This window comes from Rhizobium sp. TBD182 (genome assembly GCF_001950375.1).
GTDB lineage: Bacteria > Pseudomonadota > Alphaproteobacteria > Rhizobiales > Rhizobiaceae > Agrobacterium > Agrobacterium tumefaciens.
Genome location: NZ_BDLN01000010.1, coordinates 23,052 through 48,044, shown reverse-complemented (window position 1 = coordinate 48,044; position 24,993 = coordinate 23,052). Strand labels below are relative to the sequence as shown.

The window sequence follows — 24,993 nt, the reverse complement described above, 5'->3', positions numbered from 1 at the left end:
GTTCCTTCACTCCTCCTTTGCGAGCTCCTATGATAGTCGATATTTTGGTCCGGTTCCGGATTCCGGTCTTCTCGGCCTGGCGCGGCCCGTCTTCACCTACCACCCGAGATCGCGGTGACGATCATCTGGCTGATCGCTGGAAATCCATCCTCCTGATCATCACGTCCATTACCTGTGGGTGGATCGGCTGGAGCGGGGAGGTGCTTCTCCTCCCCGTCGCCGCGATATTTCCTGTGCTATGGACAATGGCGCCGTCACGCTCGATCGCTGCACTTGTGGCGGCAGGGTATTTCCTGGCGGCCTGCCGCGGTTTGCCACAGGGCGTGGCCAACTTCTATGCCGCCGATCTTTGGCCCGGGCTGGTGCTTTGGGAGGTGGCTTCGGTGTCGTTCGTTAGCGTGCATGCTGCACTCTGGATGAAGCGTGGTGACGAATTCGCGTCCGGGAAGAGGGGTGCGGATTCGGCGAGGGCATTGCGCTATCTATCGGCGATGGCGCTGACGGGGCTGCCGCCGTTCGGCATTACCGGCTGGGCGCATCCCCTGACAGCGGCCGGCGTGCTGTTCCCAGGCTGGGAATGGTGGGGACTGTGCGCGATGGCGACCGGCCTGCTCATCATGACGACAAGGCTTTGGCCGGCCGCAGCCGTCATCCTTGGAGGATTCTGGCTCTGGTCCGCCGCGACGTGGACGCAACCGAAACTACCTGATGCATGGAGGGGCGTCGACCTTCAGGTGGGACAAAACCTCGGTCGCGATGGATCGCTCCCGTATCACCGTGACCTGATCGCAACGATGCGCCACAGAATTGCCGCGCATCCGGACACGCATGTTGTGGTCCTGCCGGAAAGTGCGCTCGGCTTCTGGACACCGACTGTTGCGCGGGTCTGGCAGGAAGGTCTTCGTGGCTCGAACCTCACCGTTATCGCAGGTGCTGCCGTCGTCGATCCCAGAGGGTATGACAATGTGATGGTGGTGATCTCGGCCAATGCAGCAAACGTCCTCTATCGTGAGCGCATGCCGGTCCCGGGTTCGATGTGGCAACCTTGGTTGCAATGGACCGGGCAGGGCGGTGGCGCGCGGGCCGACTTCTTCGCCAACCCGGTGGTCGAGGTTGACGGAGTGAGGATCGCGATGCTGATCTGCTATGAGCAGCTCATTCTCTGGCCCGTCCTGCAATCGATGCTGCATGCGCCCCGGGTGATCGTTGCGGTGGGCAATGGCTGGTGGATCGAAAACACCTCGATCGTCGCCATTCAGAAAGCGATCGCGATCGCTTGGGTTCGGCTCTTTGACCTTCCCATCGTTATGGCATTCAACACATAGGAAGTACTTGGGATGCTCGATGCCGCCCTTATCCAGCAATGCGCCGATCCGTCCATGAAGCCCGCAATCGTCGAGCAGTTTATTGCCCGTGCCGGATCGCAGGACCCTCTCGCCATCACCGTCCGCTCCGGCAACCGGGTGGTGCTGGTGCCGAAGCCCACGACGCCGGAGGAGGCACTGGCTCTGATCCGCGACAATCTCGGTCGTAACACGGTTCGCGTGGGTATCACCCAGTATCCGGCAGGCCTCGGCATCGTCGAGGCCGGTCAGCTGAAGCCGGAGATGATCGAAGCCTGTGAAAATATTCGCATGGGGACGGCGCTGTTTGCCAAGGTCTTTCGTATCGTTTTGAAGTGGTATGGCAATCCCACCGCGAAAGAAGTCATGCCACAGGTTATGGACGATGCGGTCATTGCTTGGCAGACGGGTTATTTCGAAGGTGTGGCGGTGTTCCGGGCGGAGGAACCGGCGCAGGAGAAAATCACTCGGCCCGCTCCGGCCGATTCCGAAGAACCTGAAAATGGCGCTGACCCCAATCAAAAAGATAACGCCGCGGCAAACGCGTCCGACACGGGAGCGTCCGATCCGAACAAGGCGGGCATCAGGGTCGATCTCTCGGGGATCGGCGCAAGGCCGTAACTAGGATCTCTCTGTAGATTTGCAAGCGATTGTTTTTCCAATGCCCTAGCGGAAACAATCGGGAGCTTTTATAAGACGGAGCAGGGCAGTACGCGCTGCCCGAGGGTGTGGAAACCCTTCCTAGCGGTTGGCGCCGGCCGATACGGCGCCAGAATCCTCTGACCATTTGGCCGGGGGCCTGTGACGTATGTCCAGGTACCTCGGTGCTAAAGGTCTCAGGACTGTCTAGGACGGTTTCCAACCCCCGGCTTGGGATCAGAGATTAACGTTTGCGGGGGCGCACCGCAGACTATACTCAAGGGTTGGATCACCAATGGATTTGAAAGATTCAGTAGTGTCGGACACATTTGAACTGCGCCCGGTGATCGGGCTCACGCGCGGACTTTCAAGCGCAGATATCGAGACTTTGACGGCAAATGCCATCCGGCTGCACAGGCAGCTTCTCGAGAAGGCGGATCAACTGTTCCAGGTGTTGCCGGACGACATTAAGATTGGAACGGCTGCGGGAGGCGAGCAGCATCTCGAATATATCGAAGCGATGATCGAGATGCATGCGCAGATGAGCGCGGTGAACACGCTGGTTGGACTTCTGGGTTTCATCCCGAAAGTTTCGGTCAACTGAAGCCTGCGGTCAGATCAGCCCGGCCCGGATGGCCAGCGCCACAAGGTGCGGCATCGTATGGATCTGGAAGCGCTTTCTAGCCTCCTCAAGCTTGCTCTTCACCGAATTGTATTTGACGCCTTCGAGATCGGCGGCTTCTTCCATCGTCTTGCCGACCGAGATCCAGTTGAGGTACGCGGCCTCCTTCGGGTCGAGCCAGGCCGGGTATTGTGCAGTCGGCGTGAGGGGAAGCAAGGACATGCGGGTGTGAAGCTGCCCAACAGCCGCGGCGGCCGCGACAGGATCGATGTCACGTTTGAGGTCAATTGCGGTTTTATCCGAAGCGAGCGTGAACATTGAAGTCGATCCGTTGGCAGCTCTAATGGGGATAGTGATTCCTGAGCGGATCCCGAAATCTGCTGCCTGTTTGAAGAACGCCCGCTCCTCCTTGGAGACATGCCGCCGTTCTTCCTCTCCGCTCCACGTAAACACTCGCTTCAGCGACTTTGCGCGGTTCACGATCGGGTCGACGGCCTCCAATTTCCGCGTGAAATAGATCGATCGCCATTCGGGAGGGTAATTTGATGAGGCGATCGTGTGGCCCGGACGGATATATAGATAGGCATAGCCGGAAAAACCCGCTTGATGTGTAAGGTGGGTCAGAGCGTCCTTGAGAACATTCTCATCGCCCCGAAGCGCAGCAAGGTCGATGAGCTTGTCCAGCCAATGTTGCATATTTTACTCCATAATTTGTCAGGGAAGACGGGTCACTAGACGCTCAAGGGTGCTTGCATTGTCGGGCATCAACAACCAAAGATTGTTTAATCTTGTTTATAGAACTCCAAGGCGAGAGCGTTTCTTCAGATAGAACGTATCGGAGGATGCGGAACTGATCGCCGTTCATTCCGCCATTGCCTTCGCCGGTAGCAAGCCTGATGGCCGGAACATATTGCGTGACCTGGCTGACGGTCGTTGCCAGATGTTCGTGATTAATCGTCTGCGGGATAACCGCCACGGTTTGTGGTATGCCCTGGACCTTGCCTGGGAGCCGATCGATTCCTGTGGCAGGCTGGAGTGTATTCGGCTTTTCCTGCGCGCCTCTGACGTCGATCGGCTCGAGTTCGATCGTTCCCTGGTTCGATGTCGTATCGGACTTTGCCGGCTGGGCCTCCTGGGCATCCGCCTGTCTGGGAGTAATGCCGCGAAAGCGAGACCGACCCCGGCGGACACGGTCATTCCCGATACGCGTGGCAGTAAATTTTGTGCGCTGTTCATGTGTTGCCCCTTCCCCCGGGGTATCCAGACAGATGTCAGTGACGACAGATTTCTCCGCCGTTTCCGTCCCGCCCCATCGCCTGGTGGCTTCCGATATCGCTGGCCGCTGACAATGCGTTAGCGCTTCAACGGAAAGCTCACGTACTACCGACCGTGGGTGCGCCAGCAATATATCGGCGCCACCCGTCGGCGAAAGCCGTTGTCGCTAATTGCGAAGGCGCGTGTCAGCCATCCAAGCCATTTGATATCAGCACCTTGGGACAACAGTATAGTCCCAAGATTGAACTGCGCCCAATGATCGCCTTCCTCTGCGGCCTGGCTATAGAAACGCGCCGCGCCTTGGAGATCGCGATCCACGACTCATCCTCTTCCAGGAACCGAGCGAGTGAATCCTTGGCTTTCAGAACACCGGCGCAAGCGTCACTGCGGAACAATTCGTAGCAGCGCCTTTGATTTTCCGGCCGGCCCTGGCGCTTCAATGTTGAGCGCATCGAGATCGCCACGTTCGGCAGCGACCAAGAAGGCGCGGAAGGCGGCTTCCGGGTCGCCCGAAACGAGTTCGCGGTCGAGCAAAACCTGACTCGAAACAGCCTGGACCGCTGCGATGGCATGGTCGGTAGCGGTCCGAAGCACATGCAGACTTCTCGTCGATCGCGACGGAGAAGGCGCTTAAGGTTATTGGAACTCGCAAATCACCTGCGGACAACCAACAGTGGCGACCCGAAGGTCTGGGTGGCCGCGGCGCTCCGATTCACATAGAGGCAGCCCGGAATAACCTCCTTGTCATAGACTGCAATGCCGCCGGTGCCAATGTATTGCTTCTGTCGTGAGGCAAGCGAAAGACGAAGAGTCGGTTACTGGCAACCGCACAAGATCAGCTTTCCGAAAACACTGTTGACACGCTCGTGAACCTGCGCTGTCAAGCCTACCACGCGGCGCGTCTTTCGCATTGCGCAATAGTGACAATGTGTTTCGCAAAACGGCCTCATATCGAGCTCCGCGCGGGCCGTCTGCCTGGGAACTGCGGCACCTGCCGCTCAACATCCTTCAAGACTATTAAGATGAGGCTGGCCTTCGAGCTTGTTCCTAATTGCTCGTGCCGGAGAGAACACCCTCCAATGAAGTAATCACCGCTCACTGCCGCGCGGGCGCCGTAGTGTCCGCGAGATAGCGCGCCGGTGGTTTCCGACCGTTTACGGGCATCGGAGAAACTGGTCGCACAGCCATAACCAAGGTCGATTGCAACGTTCTGAACCGTATCTCTGGAACCAAGTCGCCAGAACCCGACAAGGACATGCAACTGGTGGCGCCAGCGACCGAAGCTCATGCCGGTTTCATGCAGCAGGCGGCCCAGCTTCCGTTCCGAGCCGGACCAGGCTCGCCAATTCCGTCAAAGTCGTTTTGTCAAAGGGATCAGAGATGAGCACCTCGGCAATGCGCCGCAGCCGTGGGTGGAGCGGCATAGGCAGCCCCATATGCCGACGTGGGAGCTTTCACTAGTTCATCAATGACAGTATCGGTAATCCGGGTTTCAGGACTATTGCCGTTGGTGACGCCAGACTGTCGCGCAGCGCGTCTTAAAAGTCCTTGAAAGAGCCGACAAATCGCGAGACGTGAGCAGACCGGCGGCATCGTCGAAGCACACTCCGCCTCAACAAACAATAGCATTTGATGCTACCCCGACCCCCGCTGCGATATGATGCGCCCGGTGGAATCCAAATCCCAGTATGTCCTGAAATCACCTAGGTATCGTTTGCCACTGTGCAGGTGACTATTCTGCGCGCGGTGTAACGGAGCTGGCCCTTGCGATGCTTATGGATTGGCCTCGTCCAGTTCGCCGCTTTCGCTCCTCCGTGGTCGCATCAGGATCGAAGACGTTAGATGTGTCGATCAGCAACATTAGGGTCCCTCTTCTGGCCACCGTACGCGGTAGCGTCGCGCATGGCGTTAGCCGAACGGGCAGGATGAGCCATATAGCTCACAACTCAATTACCATCTACTACTCCACGCCAAATAAAGGCGCAAACTCAATACTTTAGACGTATTCATACTTGACACGGTCAATCTTGTCGCAGTTGTCTTACGGCGAAATGCTATGAACGCGCTATTCGTAGTAGGTGACGATCCGGCGTGCGTTCAGTTCGTGAACGCCAAGTGCAATATCGAAAATCGGTTGCAAAACCTCCTGCCTGACTATTGCGTCCGGATGCCCCTGAACCACGACGCTCCCTGCACGCATGGCGATTATATGGTCCGAGTAGAGCGACGCAAAATTAATGTCGTGCAAAACCAGGACCATGGTTTTTCCAAGCTCATCGGTCGCGCGCCGGAGCAGCCTCATGGTGGCGGCGGCATGTTTCAGATCGAGACTGTTCAGTGGTTCGTCGAGAAGGACATAATCGGTGTCCTGGCAAAGCACCGTGGCAAGAAACGCGCGTTGGCGCTGTCCACCTGACAGTTCATCGAGAAAGCGCTCGGCCATCGCGGTGATGTCAAGATATTCCAGCGCACGATCGATATGACCGCGGTCGTCGGAGGTAAGGCGTCCACCTGAATATGGGAAACGGCCGAAGGCAACGAGATCCCGTACGGTTAGGCGGATCGCGACCTGGTTGTCTTGCCTCAGTATCGACAGTCGCCGTGCCAAAACGTTACTCGAAACATTGGAGACGTCGAGACCGTCGACGGAAACGCTGCCGCTTGTCATCGGTTCAAGCCGGCTAATTAGAGACAGGAGAGTCGATTTTCCTGCACCGTTCGGACCGATGATGGAAGTGAGACCTCCTTTGGGGATATTCACGCAGACATTATCGAGGACGGTCACGGTGCCATAGCGTTTGGTCAAAGCGTGTGTTTCGATCATGATGGCCGGCCTCTCAACAGCAAAACGATGAAGACGATACCGCCGAAGAATTCGATGACGATGCTGAGGCTCGTGCTGAACCCGAAGAGCTGTTCGACGATCACCTGCCCCATGACAAGACAGATCACCGCCACCAGCGCCGCGGCCGGCAGGATGAATGCATGTCGATGGGTGTTCATCAGACGATAGGCCAGGTTGCTCACTAGCAGCCCGAAGAACGTTACCGGGCCGACCAGAGCCGTCGAAACGGAGACAAGTACGGCTATAATCATCAGGGCTAAGGTGACGGTCCGGGTATAATCGACGCCAAGACTGATCGATGGCTCTCGACCGAGTGCAAGTACGTCGAAAGTTTCCCGCATTCGCCACGCGACCCACGAAACGGCAATCACGGGCAGGACCGCAGATAGTATCATCCCACCGTCGACGCCGTTGAAACTCGCAAACATCCGGTCCTGAAGCACGGCAAATGCAGCCGGATCCAGGATGCGCTGCAGGAAACTTGCAATTCCTCTCATGATGCCCCCGAGGACAAGGCCTGCGAGCGCCAGAAAATAGAGGTCTCGTCGACCACCGGCGAACATCCGACGTGCCAGAGCGACGCTGACCACCCCCATGACCACGACCCCTATCGCAAACTGAAGCCGCGGCCCGATCAAGTTCATCCTGGCATACCCAATGAAAGTCGCACACAAGGTCTGGATCAGGACATAGACCGCATCGAAACCCATGATCGAGGGAGTGAGAATTCGGTTCGCCAACACCGTTTGGAAGAGGACCGTCGATATCGCGATCGCGTAGCCGACGAGAACAAGGCTCGCGAGTTTCTGGCCTCGCAGCGCCAGAACGAAACTCCAGCGTCCTTCGGCTCCGATCGTCAAGAAAACCGCCGTACTCGCCAATGCCGCGCCGGCGAGAATGAGGAGGGTCAAGGCTGGGGATATGCGTGCAGGGTCAGCCAAGTCGCGGAGACCTGTATTTCAGCAGCGCAAGAAAGACGACGCCGCCGACAACGCTAATTATCGGCCCGATCGGGATCTCGTAGGGCTGGTCGATGATCCGGCCAAAGATGTCGCAGGCCAGGACGAAGCCGGCGCCCAGCACGGCGATCCACGGAAGCCCTTTGCGGACGTGGTCGCCAACGATCAGACTGACAAAGTTGGGAATGACCAGCCCGACGAAGGGAAGAGCGCCAACCGTCACCACGACCGTCGCCGTCGTCATGGCAACGATCACCAGGCCGATCGTCATCGCGCTCCGATAACTTACGCCGAGATTGGCGGAGAAACTTTTGCCTATGCCCGCGACTGTCAAACGGTCGGCTGCGAGATAGGCTGTAGCGGTGAGACCAAGCGATATCCAGAGAAGCTCGTATCGCCCGCGCATGACGATGGAAAAGTCTCCCATCGACCACGCCAGCAGCGATTGAAGCATGTCGTAGCGGTAGGCGATGAATGTCGCAGCAGCGCCGACCACGCCCCCGAGCATCAATCCGACGAGCGGCATGACAAGGGTCGACCCCTGCGGCGCGCGGCGAAGGATCGCAAGGAAGAGGCCAGTTCCGGCGAGCGCGCCGACGGTCGCAGCGAGCATTTTCATGAAGATCGAGAGATCCGGCCCGATCAGGGTGACGAGCAGCAGCCCCAACGAGGCGGACTCTATCGTTCCCGCGGTTCCCGGCTCGACGAAGCGGTTGCGCGCTAGCATCTGCATGATCATGCCTGCGACGGCCATGGAGGAACCGGCGAGGACCAGCGCCGCTGTCCGCGGAATGCGGCTCGCCAGAAGAATGTTGGAGGTCAGGCTATCGCCTCTCAGGAGTGCCGCCAGGGACAGCATGTTTGCGCCGGCAAGCACACTTAGGAGGGCCAGCAGGCCGACGCCACAAACCGCCAGCAGCAAAGCCACCCTGTTGGAGACGGCCGGAAACCCGTTGAATATAGCAGCGCTACTCACTTCGGTCGGGACAGAGCTGATATAACCTGATCAGCCATCGCCTGTAGCGAAACGATCCCGTCCCCGACGATGTACCAGTCGATGGGATCGAGATAGACGATGTGTCCCGATTTCCATGCCTTGGTCTGGTGAACCAGCTCATTATCGAGGATCTGCTTTGCGGCTGCACCGGATTCACCGATCGCCGCGTCCCTATCGATGACGAACAACCAGTCGGGATCGGCCATCAGGATGAATTCCGAGGAAACAACCTGGCCATGCGGACCGGAGTCCAGCGTCGTGGCTGCGGGGCGCACGCCGAAATCGTCGTAAAGCGTGCCAAACCATGACCCCGGACCGATCGCCGCGATCCGGCCGCCGCTCGTCATGATGAGCATGCCGGTCCCCGCCGTCGCCGCTTTCACCCGAAGCGCGTCTATGGTCGCCCGGAGGTGGCCAACACGATCTGCGACCTCGCTCTCCTTGTTGAAAATCCGGCCGAGAGCCTCCGCATGTTCAATATCGGCGGCCACGCGATGCTTGAAGTCCGGCGACAAATCGATGGTCGGAGCGAGCTTGGCGACCTCGGCATATTTGGGACTCGAGCGGCCGCCGACGATGACGAGATCAGGCTTCAGCGCATTGATCGCCTCGTAGTCCGGTTCGAACAGCGAGCCGATCTTTCTGTAGCGCTCGTCCTTGTATTTCGACAGGTACGGGGGGAAGGGCGTATTTGGCACGCCTGCGACGCCGACACCGATGGCATCCAGCGTATCAAGCGCCGCGATATCGAGGGTCAACACCGTATGTGGATTGGTGGCGACACGCGTCTCACCCTGCGAGTGCTTGATCGTTATCTCCTGCGCCTGAAGCGGACCCGGAACGATTAATGTCAACGCAAGAGCTGCCTTGAGGAGGATCGGGTAGTGACGCCGCATTGCGCGCTCCAATTTGTGAGACGATGCGCCGGTTTAGTTATGTTGCCGCAGAACGCGATACGCATGCACCACGGTCCCTTGGCCCCGATCCGGCCCGCCGGCTGTATACCGCAGGGTGGGCTTCCTCGCATTGCTTGATCTGGACAAATGATTTCTTCGAACAGCCACGCGTGCGTCGACGGTGGACCTGCCAGTGTGAAACGATCATCTGTTAGGCTTGATTAGGCATGGATGTGGAAGGAACCCGCACAGGGATCGGTGGACAAACGGCGTCGGACCGAAGCCACGTCGACGGCAGTTCTTGCTGGATCTCGAAAACACTCGTGCGGACGCCGCCGCCTGCCGTCATAGAGTACGCAGTGAATTGTCACACTAAGACTTCGCGACTGGCGTCCGGTGATACCCGTACGTCGAAGAGTGGAGTGTCGTGCTCGGTTTGTGGGTTGATTTAAGCCTGCTGGCTTTATGGTTCAGGCGGTACTGCCCGATGGTGCCTCGTTTAGTCATTTCGCGTTCGAGCAGGTTGGTCTGGCCTCGTCCGAATAGACGTCGGCCGGGAGGGCCTTGGACTCGGTCGATCTTGTATTTCTCAGCCATTCGCCGAGATCGGAGGCGACGTAACACGGGCTGTTGTCGGGCAGCAGGCGCGGCGATGTTCGACCTTGACGCTGTTGCAGCCTAAGGCGGTGATGTAGCGGGAGCAAGCGTCGAGGATGGTCGATAGGTAAATCCATCCCCAACCGCCAACCTTCAGGTAGGTGAAGTCGTTTTGCCACACCTCCTTCGGCCGCGTGGTCTTGTCCTTGAACTCGTTAATGGCCTTGATGACGATATAAGCTGGCGACGTGATCAGGTCGTGGCTATCCACGAGACCTATGTGGCAGACGCGACGGTTGAGCATCCGTCGCGCGACGGCATGGCATCCAGTCGAACCAATTGTTCACCTGCCGAAAGAGCCTGAAACCAATCCGTGAGGATGTCACGCTGCTCTGCCGGAGAAGGCTTTGGCACTTTGGCCTGTCATTCGACCGGCAGGCGATGCGGACTGATGCTTCGGGTCAACCGACGGGACGTAAAACGCGTGACGCGATGCGTCGTCAAGCTGAAACTGCGAAATCAGTTGGTTGAGACGCCCTGCCTCCTCGGCGAGCGTGGCGCTTGCCGCATTGCTCTCCTCCACCATTGCTGCATTCTGTTGGGTCACCTGATCCATCTGGTTGACGGCCGTGTTTACCTCTGCAAGGCCGACAGACTGCTCGCGCGCCGAGGTGGCGATGGAGTCCATATGTTGGTTGATGGTAACAATGTAGCTTTCGATGGTTTTCAACGCCTCTCCAGTCTCGCTCACCAGCGTCACGCCACTCTGCACTTCGACCGAGGAATTCCGGATAAGGTCTTTGATCGCTTTCGCTGCCTTGGCGGATCGCTGAGCAAGCTCTCTCACTTCCTGCGCGACAACCGCAAAGCCTTTACCTGCTTCTCCCGCGCGAGCCGCCTCAACCCCTGCATTCAGAGCAAGAAGATTGGTTTGAAAGGCAATTTCATCGATGACGCCGATGATATTGGAAATCTCATTCGAAGACTGCTCGATCTTATGCATTGCATCGACGGCCTTGGCGACAACCTTTTCCGATTGCGCAGCACTGGCATTGGCCCGAATAGCAACGGAACGCGCTTCGTCTGTGCGTTTAGATGAGTTAGCGACATTGACGGTGATTTGGTCAAGCGCAGCAGCGGTCTCCTCGAGGGAGGCCGCTTGCTGTTCAGTTCGCCTGGACAGGTCGTCAGAACTGGTGCTGAGTTCGCGCGATCCGGAAAGAATGCCGAAAGCTGCAACAGATACAGCGTTCAAGGTTTCCTGCAGCTTGGCAGCCGTCTCGTTGAAATCGGATCGAAGGCCCGACGTCTTTGCAGAGAATTCCGTTGTAATGCGATGCGTAAGGTTTCCCTGAGCCAGTTGGGAAAGACCTTCGGCCAAAGTACCGACCGTCACCTGGTCGCTTGCGGCTTCTCGCTCCATCCGTTCCTTCAACAGCATCTCGTCATTGACATTGGTAAGAGATCCACAGGCTCTGATCGTATTTCCGTCCGCTTGGTGCATGCATCCCCCAGTGGCCCTGAACCACTGGTACGAACCATCGAACATTTTCAGCCGGTAATTGACGCTGTACCGGGACTTACCTGTCTTGTCCTCAAGATGCTTGCCGAAAGCCGCGAATGTTGGCGCAACGTCATCGGGATGAAGTTTATCAGACCATGAGTGAACGACGTTAGGAAACGATTGGACGTCGGTATAGCCAATCAGACGGCGGAACTCAGGCGACCATATCCAAAGGCTTTGTGCGTGAAGCGCGTCGCCATTGTGTAACACGGCCTCCCACAACCCGATGCCGCAAGCCTCATCCAGCAGATTTGAGCGCTCCTGAACGGCATCTAACTTCTGTTCAAGTTCTGCAATTCGTTTGTTTTTCGCGCCGTTGAACACTTTCGCCCCCATGTGCTTTGCAGATCAAAATTTAACGGGGAGAAATTTAGATATGATGAATTGGCGCGCCTGATCCGAAGTTCATGAGTTTGCGACCGCTCAGAAGCGCTCGGACATCTTGGTAGACGAACCGATACTTCGGCTGGGGTTAGCTTTGAATTTTGGCAGAATTGCAAAACTCAAAGACCGGATAGCGAAATCTCAACCAAAAAAGTCAGGTTAATACTGCACGTCTATCTAACAGGGGGATGCCGTGCAGATCGAGACTTTGAATGACGACCTTACAACCGTGCTTGTTGCGAAGAAGCGCGCCTTCCCAAAATCGGTATTGCTCGTGTCTACGTGCTGGATCGCCTTGCTGCTGTCGATCGGCGGTGTACTTGCACAGGAAGCAGACAGTGTTCCCGTGGACTCTGAGGGATCGACCCTTCTCAAACCCATCACGATCACCGGCCGCAAGACGACTGAAAATCTTAAGGATGTACCGTTGAGTGCATCGGTGATCGAACCCGGGAGGCTTGAAGCAAGCCCAGCCGATCCGGGAACGGCAATAGCGACTGCTCCGAACGTGCAATGGCAAAGCCAGACGGTCGGTCGGCAGTTCTTTTCGATCCGGGGCGTGAGTTCGCTGGGCGCTCCGCTCAATTATTCGGATGGTACCGTCAGCTTCAATGTCGATGGTGTACCCAACAGTATGATCACGGCGTCCAGCCCACTGCTTGACGTCGATCACGTGGAGATCCTGCGTGGTCCGCAGGGAACTCTCTGGGGCGCTAACTCTTTAGGTGGGGCGATCAATGTTGTCACCAACCAGCCGGATGGAGAGCGTGAGATCAAGGTCACAACCGAAGTCGGCGATAACGGGTACCGCATGGGAGAATTCATCCTCGGTGGAAATATCATCCCCGACAGTGTGGATGGTCGTGTTGCGGTCCGGTTCACGCATATGGATGGCGATATCGACAGCCTTCACACGGACGATCTCAACGCGCGCATGATCGGCGCCGTGCGGGGTGGGCTGCGGTTCACTGGCCTGGACGATACCACCATCACCGTCAGCGGGAGCTACTTCCGTGACCGGAACACCGCGCCGTTCTACATCCTTGGCAATGCCCCCGGTTTCCCGCTTAGCGGATCCCTCACGGAACCCGAAAACATCACTAGCCACGGCGACGGCGTCGTTTCGATCACCCATAATTTCGACGCCTTCGACCTGACCTCGGTGACGTCGATCCAGCACAACAAGATTGACGGCTATTCCGATAACACCGACACGCTGATTTCCCCTTCGTGGTTTCCAAGCGATCCAGCGAGCCTCGTCGACCGGGAAAAAATATACAGCCAGGAATTCCGGTTGAACTCGCTCCAAGGCGACCCAATTCGCTGGGTAGTTGGCGCCAGTGTGGCTTACTCCGACCTCCACCGTGATTGCTTCGCTACGAACTGTGCTCCTTCCAATACAATCAAGATGACGGCCGATCTACGCGCTATAAATCTCGGCCTGTTCGGCGATGTTTCCGTGCCCCTTGGAGAGGCCTGGGAGTTGTCGGTCGGCGGACGTCTGAGCCATGATGACATAAAGATGCGCAAGGGAACTAACTCCGGTGATCCGAACCTGAGCGGCGAGGGGGCAGTCGATGACACATACCTAACCGGCCGCACCTCGATCGCCTACAAATGGAATGAGAATGCCCAGACCTACGCCTCCATCTCCCGCGGGCAATCGACGCCTGTCTATCCGCTGTTCGGCTATCCGACCACCGGTGTCCTCGATGATCCGTATCCCGCTGCCAAGGGTTGGACTTACGAAGTCGGGACCAAGGTTTCTTTGTTCAATGATCGCCTTCAGCTTGATGGGAGCGTCTTCTTCAACGATATCAAGAACGGTACCGTCTTCTATGTGGATACGGCCGCCATGGCGCTGGCGGCGACCTATCAGGATTACGAGACGTCTGGCTTGGAGCTTCAAGCGCGAGCCGAAGTTGCCGACGACTGGGTGGTCACGGGCGGCCTCGGCTACACATATTCGAAGCTGGGAAGCAGCGGTGCCAATGCCGGCACGGAAGGCAACCAAGTGCCTAACATACCGGAATGGAGCGCAACTGTGGGTCTGGAATATTCAACGATGTTTTCCGCCTTCAACCTAGACGGTGAGGTGACTGCTGCGCTCCAGTACCAATTTAACGGCAGACGCGCTGCAGATGTCGCCGACACTTTTGACATGAATTCCTATAGCCTCGTCAATGCAAGGCTAGGCTGGAAGAATACCGGTGGGGACTTTGAAATCTACGGTTTCGGCCGTAACCTTTTCGACGAGCGTTACGAAACCTTTGCGTCTGCGGGCTTTATCCCCGGCGATCGGTATGTCGGGGTCGGGCGCGGGAGAATTCTCGGCATCGGGATGACCAAGAGCTTTTAAATGCGTCTTTGCCGGTCTTGATCGGTTCATGGCGTCTCTTCGTTTAGGAATGGCAACGCGCAGCTTCAGGGTAACAGATGGCCATTTTCGATATTCCCGTAAGTCACGACGTGGATCCGGACATGCTGAGACGCTCGCTTGTGACACTTGGCATGGTCACAGTCACTGATGGATGGAGTAAGGAACTGCACAGCCACCGAAGAGGCGCGCTGATCTTTACCATGAAGGGATTGGTTACTTGCGAGGCTGAGGGAGGCCTGTGGATGGTTCCGCCGCAAAGCGCGGTCTGGATTCCGGGCGGTGTCATGCATTCTCCGCACCTGGCGGGCGACCTCGAATGCTATACGGTGTTCATAGAACCGGAGCGGGTGCCGTCGATGGTCCGATCCTGTGCGACGATCCATGTGACGCCGCTGATGAAAGAGTTGATCTTGCGGACGGCGACCTTCCCTGAAGACTACGCACTGGGCGGCCCGGAGGACCGGGTTGTCCAGGTTCTGGTGGATGAACTGTCAGTTGCGTCGGGAGGGAGCCTTTTCTTTCCCATGCCGGTTTCCCCCAAGCTGCGTTCGCTTGCGTCGATGATGATAAACGCTCCATCCGATAAGGCCACTCTGGGAGAATGGGCGTCGCGAGTGGGGTTGAGCGAACGAACTCTCAGCCGGTTTCTGCTGGCGGAGACTGGAATGAGCTTCGGTCGCTGGCGGAGGCAGCTTCATATTCTGATTGCCCTGAGGCGGCTTAGTTCCGGGGACACGGTCCAGAACGTCGCATTCGATCTCGGCTATGAAAGTTCCAGCGGATTCGTAACCATGTTCCGCAAGATCCTTGGCAAGCCACCGGGGAGATATCTTCTGGAGCGCAATATTGGAAAACCGTTATGACGCGGCAGTCTGCAGGAGCGGCTTCTTTGGCTGCATTGAAAAAGCATTTGGCTGGCGCTCGGCGTGTCCTGGTCCGTGCGCTGGTCTAGCATGGTCGCGTATTGAGAATAGCTCGTAAAAACTGCGGGAGGCGGCCTTGAGGTTCGACACGTCCACGTTTCCGATCGTCTGGCTTCATGCGGTCGATAATTTGCCCGATGATGAGATAAGTGATTTCGCAAAATTTGAGCGTCTGCTTGATCGCCGTCAATCGCTCGTATTTATCACGAATCACACATTTTGTTCTTGCGACAGCTCCGACGCGAACCTTACCCGCAGAAAAATTGAATGGCTCCGAAGGCACCGGCCTCAATTGCAAAGCCAGGTTAAGGCTCTGATACAAATAGAGCCCGATGCCCGAAAACGACGGGACCCGTTCGGCTTCGCACGTCTGTTTTTTTCCTTCTGGGGCTATCCGCTGCTCATAGTGGAGGACGAGATTGACGCCGTTGGCCTTGCGCTGGAACTCTTGACGGGCGAGCTCCGGCATAGGGAGGGGATGCGATGCTTCCACTAAACTTCTCGCCGCGTCTGCGGGCATCCCGCATTATTTTACCCGCTGTTTACCTCGGGACCTACCTCTGGGCCTGTCTTTCAATCGCCGGCGCAATTTTGATTGGGTGCGAACCTGTGAAGCAAGATATGCGCCTTCAAATGGTTTGCGCGCCAGAAAATCAGATCTTCCTTATCTCCATAAAGCAGCCATTTTAGATCATAAAACGGGCTGCTATGTTTCCCAATTCATTTATTGCTGAAGCGTTGATGGCCCGGAACATTCATGTTGCGCATTATGTGCCTTCAAAAAAACTCAACATTCTCGATTCCATGACCGTTGAACGATCATAGTAAGTCTCGCCCAACTTCATAAACTATCAGGTCGTCCTTTAAAGCGATTGGCTGAATCGCGAAAACATTCGTCCAAATTGTGCAATGACGACGCGTTTGGATCCCTTAGGGTGAACGAGAACAATGTCCATCAGGGCATCCGTTCTTCATCGTCCGAAGTCTCCGCCCTGACTTCGCGATGGGCGTCTGGATATGGCCCCGATATCCGGACGCCAATCAATCCTCTTCAATACCTCTGGGCTTGAAGCGTACAGCAGGGCTATTTTTATTATGGCAAAGCAGCATATTTTCTTTCGTTCCGCCGCTCTCGCATTAGCCCTGACTCTTATCGGTTCTCCCTCGGCTGCGCGAGAAACTACCGGCACGCCACCGCCCGCCGTCACGGTAGCTGGTATGAAGCCGCAGAGCGTGCCGCTCACCTATCGATACGCCGCGCGCGTGTCGGCCATTCGCGAGGTTGAGGTCCGCGCGCGTGTCGGCGGCATCCTGCTCAAGCGCAATTTCGTCGAGGGCTCGACTGTAAAGGCTGGTCGGGTGCTATTCACGCTCGACCCGGCGCCTTATGAGGCGGCGCTGGCCCAGGCAAAGGCGCAATTTCAGCAGGCTGTAGCCCAGCTCAACCAGGCCCAGCGCGAGGAAAAGCGCAACGTCAGTCTCTATGAGAAGAATGTCGGCAGCGAGAAAAGCATGGACGACGCCATCTCGGCGCGAGAGTTGGCGGCCGCATCGGTCGCAGCCACGCGGGCGCAGGTCCAGACCGCGCAACTGAACCTCGACTACACGTCCGTCACCGCGCCGGTAGATGGCATCACCAGTCAGGAGAATGTCTCCGAGGGAAGCTTGATCGGCACCAGCGGCAATACCCGGCCTGCTGACCGGCATTACGCAGACGGACCCCGTCTACATCAACTTCTCGTTCTCTGACAGCGAGACGGGAGATTATGCGGCTCACCCAGTCCAAGACATCGAAAGGCGAAAGCGCGACGCTCGGCGTCAAGATCGCATTTGGTGACAGCTCCACCTACGGCCATGACGGAGTCGTCGACTTCACGTCCGCAACCATCGACAAGCAAACAGGGACTCTGGAGGCACGCGCCATCGTCGCCAATCCGGACCGGCAGCTTCTTCCCGGCCAGTTTGTGCGGGCCACGATCACCGGCATCTCCGCCTGCTGAACTGTATGAGGCGCAACCAGCATCACGGTGAGTTTCTCCTCGTTCGCAATCCGCACTCCGCCGGCGCGTATAGCCTTTTGCCCGCTAGCGATTTTTGTTGCTCTTATATTCGAAGATGAATGCCCAATATCAACAAAAAGGGGCGAGGCATGCTCGTTTATCGTCGGTTTTGGCGAGATTGCTTTATGAAACGGCAGCCTCTCACAATGACCTCGGGCACCGGGAGAGATACGTTGAAGAATGTTTTTATCCTTTTTGTCGGTAAGGATGACAGAAAATGTCAATGGACAGCTCGAATTTTCCTCTCGTCTGGATGAGACTCGCGCACGCCTCTGGAACCAATTTCAGACAGGAGTTCGAGGAATTCGAAGCGAACTTGAGACGCGGCGAAGTTTTCGTGCTGTTGACCTATTCCGCTGCGGCCGGAGATCAGGAACATAGCCAGGAGGAAAAGAAATACACGACACTGTGGATGAAAAAGCATAAAGCCGAACTGCGTAAATTGGTCTTGGCGATGATCGTAATTGAGCCAAATGCTGCGAAGCGTATTGGATTAAAGGCCTTTGCAGTAATCTTCGCTAAATTTTGGGGTTATCCGATGAGGCTTGCCTCCTCTCGTCAGGAAGCATTGGAGACAGCCTCAGAGCTTTTGAGTGGGAAATCCAAACCGGCCGACGAGCGATAGAGCACGGTGCGCCTTCTAGGATCTCGTTGGTAAACTAAGGAACCGATAACGGTTATCCACCGAATAGTATAAAGTGAGACTGTTTCTGCGCAGTGAGCTCCAAAATGATCCAGTTGCCGCGCAAGCCTGAATTTTCGTATTGCATCGGAAGGCGCCTGACCACCGAGTATAGCGGTAGCTGGCATACAACTGGTCCAACGTAGACGCTATTGTTTAAAGGCAAAATATGACCCACTGCGCAATTGTGGCCGAGCAGGCGCCCCCCGCGCTCAGCCGCCTCGCCGACTGGTACGACGATGCAGACCTCCTTGATTCCTATGCCGTGGATTCCTCGCGCGCTAGCGGGAGCATCCGCGCCATCGCTGGCGCCATCCTCGGTTCGCCAGCGCCGTGGTTTATTCGAGCGCTTCGATCGGTCCGGGCCGGGGCTGAAAGCCAATTGTGGCACCGGAAGTCGGACGGAAAGGTTGGCGCAGACCCAGAACAAGATAACATCAACTCTCTTCCTGTCCTGTTGGAACATGACGCCGAGTTAATCTTGGGAAAAGACAATCGACATATGAGTTTCCGAATTTTGATCATGCGCGAGAGATCGGACTGCGGCCGCGACCTAGTTTCGGTTACGACCGCGGTCAGATGCCACACAACCTTAGGGCACGTTCTTCTTGCTGTCGTTAAACCGTTTCACCGCTTGCTGGTCCCCTTGAGCCTTCGCCGAGGCCGCTGGATTTGGAGTATCGAAGAGCACTAATGTAGGCAAAGCGTTCGTGTCGCCCAGATGTAGATTGGGGGACGCGCCTTACCCCAGCTTCACCATAGCCTAGAGGTCACCTTCTCCTCCGTTATAACTGACATACCCCTGTGAGTTCATGCTGAACCCACCCCCTTACACGTTTTGTCAAAGCTGATTAGAGATGCGACGCCGCCGGCCCGTTAGAAATGCGACACGGGCGATACGGATCAGCCCCCGACCGGACCGGCTGGCCCGGGTTGCAAGGGTAGGGAGGGGGCGGATGATAGAACTCCCTCCTCGGCTTTAGCTTCCTCAGTAGCAATTATCTCATAGCCAGTTGATAATCGTTTTGCACCTGCATCGGGCGGGTAGGGATCAAAGCGGCATGATGCTTCCGGAAATCAAATTGCACGGCAACGTCGACGTGGCCGCGCTTTCACCACTTCTTCGCGGCATGCTTTTGTCCATCGCCTATGCTGACGGCGAAAGTGGCATAGGATTGACAGCGACCGGCGCCATGAACCGCAAGTTCGTGCATTGGGCCGCCGTGCACTTCCTCTGGCCAGGGTTTACGGCCGAAGACCTATACAGCATGAACAAAGTGCTGAACGAAAGCGACATGCCGCCGCTCTGGGTCGTGCGCGACATGACCCGTCATCTAAAATTCCTTCGCCGGAAAAAGAATGTGCTGCTGCCAACCAAACGCGGCCGGGAGTTTCTGCTGGACCCGAACGCCTTCTTTGATCTGATTGCCACGGATTATCTCTATTCCTATGTCCACGACACCGAACGGGAAGAGGAGGTCCGAGCACGGTTACGCTGGTGGCGCATGTTCCTCAATCTTCTCAATATCAAGGCCCGAGAAGGGTGCACGCCATTGCAGGTTGTGAAGATCCTCAAGCCAGACTTCGCGCCCCTGTCTGAGACCGAAATGACCCTGGAAGCCTGGGAACTGAAATCCGATCTTCAGTATGGTGTCTTTCGACGCTTGTGCTGGCTGGGCCTGCTCTACGAAGCACGAGAGGGGCTCACGTTCCTCCAGGACGGATCCTTCCACAAGACGCCACTTTGGCCAGCGTGCCTGCAACTGGAGTCGGATACGCAGAGCGACATCGGCGTCCATTGAGATCGTTATTTTGCCGCTGGCTGCCTCATCAACGCCTTCTCTCGCTTTGCAATCACCTTCGGATCATTCATGAAATCCGTCCGCCGGCCAGGCTTGCATCCACGCTTCTGATAACCATTGCCCTGGCTGCCATCGGGAATACCGAACATATGATCCGTCTGGCCGGTGCGGCGAGGGCCGCTCTTGCTGCGCTGCTGTTCCCGCCCAGCCTGCAGCTCAGCGACGACGGAAAGCATGTCGTCGAGACGCTTGTTCTCGACAACCTCTGCCCGATGGACCGACCTTAATGTATCGAAGGTTCTGTAGGGGAGGGTGAAGCTCTCGTGCATGATCTCGAGGCGGCCGTCCGGGTAGTCGCAGACAACGACCTTCTTTCCCGCCAGCCCTTTGGCCCGCTCCGTCGGATCGAGAATGAACAAGACCTTGTCGTAACGGAGCGTCAGGGACTGCGACAGCGTGCGGGCTTCCTTCCGGCACATGGCGCCGTCAAGGTTCTCATGATCGGCCAGTGGCCGGTGCATATCCTTCGGGTTGCGCGGTAGCTTGCCAAAACGCGCGTTGAAATCCGCAATGAAATCAGGCGCATAGGCATTGGCTTCCTCAATCGTGTCGATGCCGCGAAGCCGCATCTCCTTGACCAGCCGATCCTGCAATGTCTGGTTGGCACGTTCGACACGGCCCTTAGCTTGCGGGGTGTTGGCGCAGATGATGTCGATGTTCAGTTCATAAAGGGCCCGACCAAACTGCGTCAGACCGCTGGTTCGGTCCTTCTTTGACGCATGCAGCGAGCGGAAAACGCCGTGTTTATCACTGTAGAATGCCAGCGGTTTTCCCCATTGTTGCAGATAGGCCTTCGTCGCATGCAGATAGTCGAATGTGTTCTCCGATCCGGCAAAGCGAAGATGCAGAAGCTTGCCGGTGGCGTCATCGATATAGACGAGGAGCGCGCATTTGGGACCGCGGTTCTCGAACCACCAATGATGCGACCCATCAATCTGCACCAGTTCGCCGAAGCAGTCACGTCGGCCGCGTGGCTGAAAAACCCGTTTCTTGCGTTCCCGGCGCGAGACCCAGATTCCTGCCTCGGTCATCCATTGCCGCAGCGTCTCCTTGGCGACCGAGATCCGGTGCAGCTCGATCAGCTTCTCGCGCGCCAGCGTCGGGCCGAAATCCAGATAGCGTTCGCGGATCAAATCCAGCGCCGCATTGCGAAATTCCTCGCTATGGCGCCGGTTGCTCGGCTGTGATCGTTTCTTGGAACAAGGCCGGCCGTGCCATCCTGGTCGTAGGCCTGCAGCAGCCGATGAACCTGACTTCGACTAAGGCCGAGCTGTTCGGCTGCTTGGACAACGCTCAGGCGTCCGTCACGGATCTTCTGGATAAGTTCGAGGCGATGCAATTCTTTCTGCGACATGGTGATCATAAAGGACATGACGACTCCGACCGCTCATGGTCTCGACCAGGCTGAAGATCGTCATCCTTGCTCCCAGCGTTGGCATTGACCAGTGCGTCGAGAGGCGAGACTGTCGCATCTCTAACTGGCCCAACTGTCGCATTACTAAATAGCCCTTACATACGATGTGGCGGCAAGGTTGAAATGTCGCGAATCGTGCAAAGTTAAAATGTCATCTGTCGCTCTGCCAGCCAGTTAGAAATGCGACACTGGCTCAAACAATCAGCCCCGACCGGACCGGCTGGGCCGGGTTGCAAGGGTAGGGAGGGGGCGGGTGATGGAACACACCCTTCGGCTTTAGCTTTCTCACTCCAAAGCACTTTTCGTCGCGTCATGGTCAGCCGTTGACAGCGCCATAAGCTACAATCAGATTCACCTTGGCTTCGCCAGATGAGAGGGAAGGGCATGATAGATGGGCTTGAGAACTGGAGAGAGAGCGACCATCGCGAACGCGCGCTCCTAATGCATCTGCTGCGAGGTGACTTTCAAGGGAAAGCGGAAATCCTGGAGCAGATGAGCTCCGTGGAAGTGATGCGCATCAGCCCTACCGGGAGCCTAAAGCTTCGCAGTCAAGGGCCGTTGGCGATCGTGAAGGACAACGACGCCCCTTCGCCTAGACCAAACGACCATATACCCATCGAGAGCTTTTACGACGATGAAGCTCCAAACCAGAAAAGTATCGTTCGCATCGCCAGACTTGTGCGATTGGCGCTGCACGTAACCAACGGCAGAATCTCCGAGCTTGAAGTTTACAAGGAAGATGGAAGCCCAATCCGGACAGATCCATATGAAGTCGATCTGTCGAAAGTCCATTTTTACTGAAAAGCCAGTTGTTTACACGGCAGAAGTGGATGCGGCCTTCACTCAGCCGCATCCATTTGAGCAAGAGCCTTTTGCCGTCTCGCAATGACGTCCGGATCATTCATGAAATCCGTGCGCGGACCGGGTTTGCGGCCTCTCGGCTTGTAGCCGATCTTCTCACTGTTGGTCTTTGGCGCAGGTGCGTGGTCTCGATCTTGCTGCTCTTTGATGTAGGCCAGTACTTCGCCGAGACGCTTGTTCTCGACCACAGCCGCATGGGTCACGCGCTGGTCCTTGTCGAAGATCTTGTAAGGCAACGAGTGACCTTTCCATCGAATATCCAGTCGACCATCAACGTAAGCGAATGTCTCGACATACTTTCCAACCAGGCCGCGCGTGACGTCGTTCTCCTCAAGCATGATGCGTTTGCGCTCATAGGAGAATGAAAGCTGTGCGCCGACGTGTCTTTGCTCGCGTTTGCAAAGCACGTCATTCAGCCTGCTTGGCGCCAGATTGACAGGCCGATGGAGGTTGTCGGGGCGGGTAGGGGTCACCGCAAAGCGGTCATTGTATCGCTCGATGAAGGCTGGCAGAAACGCATTGCCGGTCTCCATGTCACTGATATTGGCAAGCCTCAATTCCTTGACCAGCCGATCCTGCAATGTCCTGTTCATACGCTCGACGCGTCCCTTGGCCTGGCTGGAATTGGCGCAAAGAATCTCGATGTGCAGCTCCGATAGCGCGCGACCAAACTGCGTCATGCCTTGCCCGCCCTTGGCGTCTTTCCGGGCGACACGAAAAACGGAATGTTTGTCGGAGTAAAAGGCGATAGGTGCGCCATGCTCTTCAAGGTAAAGCGAAAGCGCCTCGAAATAGGTAAAAGCGCTCTCCGATCGAACAAACCGCAGCTGCATCAGCTTTCCGGTCGCATCGTCGACGAAGACCAGCAGAGAGCACGCAGGGCCACGGTCCTCAAACCAGCGGTGCTCGGAGCCGTCGATCTGCACCAGTTCACCATAAGCCTCGCGCCGCAACCGCGGTTGATGAAACGCCCGCCGCTGTTTTCTCGAAAGCCATATGCCAGCATCCTGCATCCACTTACGCAGCGTCTCACGCGAGACTGTGACGCCATGCTCTTCCTGAAGCTTCTCGGCCGCCAGCGTTGGCCCGAAATCAAGGTAGCGTTCGCGCACCAGAATCAAAACGTAATCGCGGACGCCGGTGGCGATTTTATTGTTCGACGGGCTACCAATTGCCTTGTGTCTGATCGAGGCAGCACCGGTAGCCTCAATACGACCAATCAGTCTATGAACATGCCGGGCGCTGATTGCCAGCACATGCGCCGCTGCGACGATAGTCATGCGGCCATCAACGACTTTCGACAAAACCTCGATCCGCTGCAAATCGCGCTCGCTCATCGTGATCAATCCCATCCGCAATCTCCCCGGTATCATTCAGATCCGGGGAGTGTGACATTCCAACTTTGCAGAAACAGGACACTTTAACTTTGCGGCTACATACGATAATCGCATAATCTATCTTATGGAACTTTCCCACGCGCTATCACGCCCTTCGGTCCTAGGCGGAAAGCTCGAATTCAGTCTGTTGGCGAGAAAATTAGGAGATACTGATATCCATTGCCCATGATTGCATTCTGGGTCTGGACTACAAGGACCGCACTGAAGTTCGCTCAACGAGTTTGCATGGCAAAACGCGACTAATTGGATCGGTTTCGTTTCCAGCGACCACATTGTTCAGCACTTCCGCTCCCTGTAGTCCTAGGTTGTGGTATGGTAGAGCGGCGGTCGTCAGCTCCGGCTTCAGCGCCATTGAAACGGTTCGGAAATCGTCAAAGCCGACAATGCTGACATCCTCTGGAATGCGTAGACCCAATGCCATTGCTGCAATGTAAATCTGGATCGTCATCTCATCATTGCCGCTCATGATTGCTGTCGGTCGGTCCTTTTGCTGCAATATGTCTGTCGCAACCGCAAAAACATAGTTCTTCTCCACTCCCACAGGTCCTTCCATGCCGAGACGGATACTCAGGTCACTTTCCGACAGACCAAAGTCATGGGTAGTTTTGCAAAATGCATCGAGGCGCAGTTGCGCGCCCAGCAGGATGGGATTGAGCCTGATGTAACCAATTTTACGATGCCCCCTGTCAAGCAGATAGCGGGTCAGGTCCTCGGCACCCTGATAGTCATCGGGCTCAATTGAGGGATACAATTTCGATGTTTGGGGTCTACAATTGATCATCACTGTGGGGATGCCGACGTCTCCGGTTTCTGGGTCCACAATGCGATGATACATTGTCACATAAAGAACGCCGTCAATCCCATGGGACTGAAACATCTTCCAGATTTCGGCCTCCTTTTCGGATGAGCCGCCAGTGTTTGCCATCAGAATTGTTTTCCCGTTGGCATTTGCCCAATCCTGAATACCGCGCACAATATCAACCGAGTAAGGCGTCGTGGACACATAGTCAGTGATGATGCCGAACGTGTTGGAGCGGCTTGAGCGTATCTGGCGCGCAGCCATATTTGGCACATACCCAAGTTCGCGAATGACCCTTTCCACTCTCTCTCTGGTTTCCCCAGTTACATAAGGTTCACCGTTGATTACGCGGGAAACGGTCTTGTTCGAAACTCCCGCTGCCTTTGCAACGCTGACTATGCTGACCATGCGTATCAATCTCCTTCGACATAATCCTTGTAAACGAGCCAAATGACAACGTCGACATATTTTTATGACGACGTCGACATAGTCCA

Annotated in this window: 23 protein-coding genes and 3 pseudogenes; 12 read left to right on the top strand and 14 right to left on the bottom strand. The window is 56.5% G+C overall.

Going from position 1 to position 24,993, the window contains the following annotated elements; all coding sequences use genetic code 11:
• The 4 genes from T18_RS27845 to T18_RS22610 all read left to right on the top strand — a co-directional run.
• A partial coding sequence (locus T18_RS27845; RefSeq protein ID WP_414896160.1) for a S26 family signal peptidase occupies window positions 1–118 on the top strand: 118 nt, incomplete at its 5' end.
• Between the two features lie 7 nt (window positions 119–125).
• Complete coding sequence (locus T18_RS22620) at window positions 126–1,325, top strand: conjugal transfer protein TraB (RefSeq protein ID WP_038497515.1); 1,200 nt, start codon at window positions 126–128, stop codon at window positions 1,323–1,325.
• Window positions 1,326–1,337: 12 nt separating this feature from the next.
• Complete coding sequence (locus T18_RS22615; protein ID WP_038496867.1) at window positions 1,338–1,964, top strand: TraH family protein; 627 nt, start codon at window positions 1,338–1,340, stop codon at window positions 1,962–1,964.
• Between the two features lie 313 nt (window positions 1,965–2,277).
• Entirely contained in the window at window positions 2,278–2,586 is a 309-nt protein-coding gene (locus tag T18_RS22610; protein WP_038496864.1) for a transcriptional repressor TraM, read from the top strand.
• Between the two features lie 9 nt (window positions 2,587–2,595).
• On the opposite strand, the gene traR is transcribed toward T18_RS22610, so the two are convergent.
• The 10 genes and pseudogenes from traR to T18_RS22555 form a co-directional block, all read right to left on the bottom strand.
• Entirely contained in the window at window positions 2,596–3,300 is a 705-nt protein-coding gene (gene traR / locus T18_RS22605; protein WP_038496855.1) for an autoinducer-binding transcriptional regulator TraR, read from the bottom strand.
• 43 nt (window positions 3,301–3,343) lie between these two features.
• Window positions 3,344–4,009, bottom strand: a complete 666-nt coding sequence (locus T18_RS22600) for a hypothetical protein (RefSeq protein ID WP_038496852.1) — start codon at window positions 4,007–4,009, stop codon at window positions 3,344–3,346.
• A gap of 251 nt (window positions 4,010–4,260) precedes the next feature.
• Window positions 4,261–4,473: a hypothetical protein gene (locus T18_RS22590; RefSeq protein ID WP_038496846.1), complete on the bottom strand. Its 213-nt coding sequence runs from the start codon at window positions 4,471–4,473 to the stop codon at window positions 4,261–4,263.
• 352 nt (window positions 4,474–4,825) lie between these two features.
• Entirely contained in the window at window positions 4,826–5,194 is a 369-nt protein-coding gene (locus T18_RS28285) for a hypothetical protein (protein ID WP_410118193.1), read from the bottom strand.
• Between the two features lie 750 nt (window positions 5,195–5,944).
• Window positions 5,945–6,703, bottom strand: a complete 759-nt coding sequence (locus T18_RS22580; protein ID WP_038496840.1) for an ABC transporter ATP-binding protein — start codon at window positions 6,701–6,703, stop codon at window positions 5,945–5,947.
• A complete protein-coding gene (locus tag T18_RS22575) occupies window positions 6,700–7,635 on the bottom strand; it encodes an iron chelate uptake ABC transporter family permease subunit (RefSeq protein WP_075807851.1) in 936 nt (311 codons plus the stop codon). Before T18_RS22575 ends, T18_RS22580 begins: the two co-directional genes overlap by 4 nt.
• Before the next feature lie 22 nt (window positions 7,636–7,657).
• Window positions 7,658–8,611: an ABC transporter permease gene (locus T18_RS22570; protein WP_038496838.1), complete on the bottom strand. Its 954-nt coding sequence runs from the start codon at window positions 8,609–8,611 to the stop codon at window positions 7,658–7,660.
• Between the two features lie 44 nt (window positions 8,612–8,655).
• Window positions 8,656–9,576, bottom strand: a complete 921-nt coding sequence (locus T18_RS22565; protein ID WP_038496835.1) for a siderophore ABC transporter substrate-binding protein — start codon at window positions 9,574–9,576, stop codon at window positions 8,656–8,658.
• A gap of 688 nt (window positions 9,577–10,264) precedes the next feature.
• Window positions 10,265–10,447: pseudogene (locus tag T18_RS22560) on the bottom strand (DDE-type integrase/transposase/recombinase); the annotation flags it as partial.
• Between the two features lie 108 nt (window positions 10,448–10,555).
• Entirely contained in the window at window positions 10,556–12,073 is a 1,518-nt protein-coding gene (locus tag T18_RS22555; RefSeq protein WP_080863977.1) for a PAS domain-containing methyl-accepting chemotaxis protein, read from the bottom strand.
• A 241-nt stretch (window positions 12,074–12,314) separates the two neighbouring features.
• Between T18_RS22555 and T18_RS22545 the strand changes: the two genes are divergently transcribed.
• Window positions 12,315–14,480, top strand: a complete 2,166-nt coding sequence (locus tag T18_RS22545) for a TonB-dependent receptor (RefSeq protein WP_080863976.1) — start codon at window positions 12,315–12,317, stop codon at window positions 14,478–14,480.
• A 77-nt stretch (window positions 14,481–14,557) separates the two neighbouring features.
• A complete protein-coding gene (locus tag T18_RS22540) occupies window positions 14,558–15,364 on the top strand; it encodes an AraC family transcriptional regulator (protein WP_038496831.1) in 807 nt (268 codons plus the stop codon).
• Between the two features lie 85 nt (window positions 15,365–15,449).
• Here the strand turns inward: T18_RS22540 and T18_RS26775 are convergent, their stop codons facing one another.
• Window positions 15,450–15,893: a hypothetical protein gene (locus T18_RS26775; RefSeq protein WP_038496828.1), complete on the bottom strand. Its 444-nt coding sequence runs from the start codon at window positions 15,891–15,893 to the stop codon at window positions 15,450–15,452.
• Between the two features lie 749 nt (window positions 15,894–16,642).
• Between T18_RS26775 and T18_RS28280 the strand changes: the two are divergent.
• From T18_RS28280 to T18_RS22505, 5 genes and pseudogenes are all read left to right on the top strand, one after another.
• Window positions 16,643–17,068, top strand: a pseudogene (locus tag T18_RS28280) (efflux RND transporter periplasmic adaptor subunit); the annotation flags it as partial.
• A gap of 122 nt (window positions 17,069–17,190) precedes the next feature.
• Window positions 17,191–17,424 (top strand): hypothetical protein, encoded by a 234-nt coding sequence (locus T18_RS27840; RefSeq protein WP_051489754.1) that lies wholly within the window; start codon window positions 17,191–17,193, stop codon window positions 17,422–17,424.
• A gap of 277 nt (window positions 17,425–17,701) precedes the next feature.
• Window positions 17,702–18,109 (top strand): hypothetical protein, encoded by a 408-nt coding sequence (locus tag T18_RS22515; protein ID WP_038496822.1) that lies wholly within the window; start codon window positions 17,702–17,704, stop codon window positions 18,107–18,109.
• A gap of 226 nt (window positions 18,110–18,335) precedes the next feature.
• Window positions 18,336–18,860 (top strand): DUF2867 domain-containing protein, encoded by a 525-nt coding sequence (locus T18_RS28275; protein ID WP_046205659.1) that lies wholly within the window; start codon window positions 18,336–18,338, stop codon window positions 18,858–18,860.
• Between the two features lie 370 nt (window positions 18,861–19,230).
• Window positions 19,231–19,968, top strand: a complete 738-nt coding sequence (locus T18_RS22505) for a hypothetical protein (protein WP_038497506.1) — start codon at window positions 19,231–19,233, stop codon at window positions 19,966–19,968.
• Window positions 19,969–19,973: 5 nt separating this feature from the next.
• On the opposite strand, the pseudogene T18_RS22500 reads toward T18_RS22505, so the two are convergent.
• A pseudogene (locus T18_RS22500) lies at window positions 19,974–21,400 on the bottom strand (ISNCY family transposase).
• A 426-nt stretch (window positions 21,401–21,826) separates the two neighbouring features.
• Here T18_RS22500 and T18_RS22495 point away from each other — a divergent pair.
• Window positions 21,827–22,243: a hypothetical protein gene (locus T18_RS22495; protein ID WP_038496819.1), complete on the top strand. Its 417-nt coding sequence runs from the start codon at window positions 21,827–21,829 to the stop codon at window positions 22,241–22,243.
• Window positions 22,244–22,281: 38 nt separating this feature from the next.
• Here T18_RS22495 and T18_RS22490 read toward each other — a convergent pair whose 3' ends face one another.
• Window positions 22,282–23,655, bottom strand: a complete 1,374-nt coding sequence (locus T18_RS22490; protein ID WP_038496817.1) for an ISNCY family transposase — start codon at window positions 23,653–23,655, stop codon at window positions 22,282–22,284.
• Window positions 23,656–23,887: 232 nt separating this feature from the next.
• Window positions 23,888–24,907: a LacI family DNA-binding transcriptional regulator gene (locus tag T18_RS22485; protein ID WP_038496814.1), complete on the bottom strand. Its 1,020-nt coding sequence runs from the start codon at window positions 24,905–24,907 to the stop codon at window positions 23,888–23,890.
• Window positions 24,908–24,993: the final 86 nt, after the last annotated feature.